This is a genomic window from Solibacillus ferritrahens (assembly GCF_037027585.1).
In the GTDB taxonomy this organism is placed as follows: Bacteria; Bacillota; Bacilli; order Bacillales_A; family Planococcaceae; genus Solibacillus; species Solibacillus ferritrahens.
In genome coordinates this window covers 1-962 of sequence record NZ_JAXCLE010000054.1, presented here as the reverse complement: position 1 = coordinate 962, position 962 = coordinate 1, and the positions used below count along the sequence as shown (strand labels likewise).

At 33.8% G+C, this 962-nt stretch carries 2 tRNA genes; both read left to right on the top strand.

The window, feature by feature from the left end:
* Positions 1-37 precede the first annotated feature (37 nt).
* Positions 38-109: transfer RNA gene (locus SNE38_RS19100), tRNA-Glu, on the top strand.
* 735 nt (positions 110-844) lie between these two features.
* Positions 845-920, top strand: a tRNA-Val gene (locus SNE38_RS19095).
* Positions 921-962: the final 42 nt, after the last annotated feature.

Below are 962 nucleotides of genomic sequence, written 5' to 3'. Positions count from 1 at the left end.
GCGGCGCGAGGGTTCAAATCCCTCTGTCTCCGCCATCGGCCCGTTGGTCAAGTGGTTAAGACACCGCCCTTTCACGGCGGTAACACGGGTTCGAATCCCGTACGGGTCATACATAAGAAGAGAAAACGCTAAGTACTTTCACATGTACTTAGCGTTTTTTTATATACTTTAATAACATAAAGAGATTCATATAAAAAATGACCGGTTGAATAAAAGTGTATGTCTAATTTGTCGAGCAATGAAATATAGTGCAAGTTCGATGTTATAGCAGCTTATTCGAAGAGAATGGATAAATTATTAACGATCGATGCCCTTGCAAGCCTGCCATTCCACGTTAAAAGGCGGAATCATCCAAGGATACTATTTGTCGGATTCTATACTACCTATTACGACAATAACATCATTCTAGGTCTCTAAGAGTGACTTTATTAAGAATATCTATTTGTAACGCAGAAGGTGGACTAATAAGAAATTAATATATTACATAAATAATTAAAATTTTATTTCTACTATAGAGTTAAAACAACTTAGAAAATATATAATTACAAGAACTTTCAAAAGGTTATTATTCGGCAATAACTTTTATATATATATAACATTGATTTATATTTATAAAAAATGAAAACAGCTATTGAAAAAATGGAGAAAACATATTAAAATTTCGTTATGCTAAGTAATCGGTTTAGATAGAAATTGAGACAAGTTATTGAAAACATAGAAAAAATATTATTTTTGAAAAAAGTTTTAAAAAGAGTATTGCATTATATCAAGAATACTGATATTATAAATCTTGTCCTTAAGAGAAAGGATAAACATTACATAAAGTAATATATGAATATCCTATGGAGGATTAGCTCAGCTGGGAGAGCACCTGCCTTACAAGCAGGGGGTCGGCGGTTCGAGCCCGTCATCCTCCACCATTTCTAAATGCCGGTGTAGCTCAGTTGGTAGAGCAACTGACT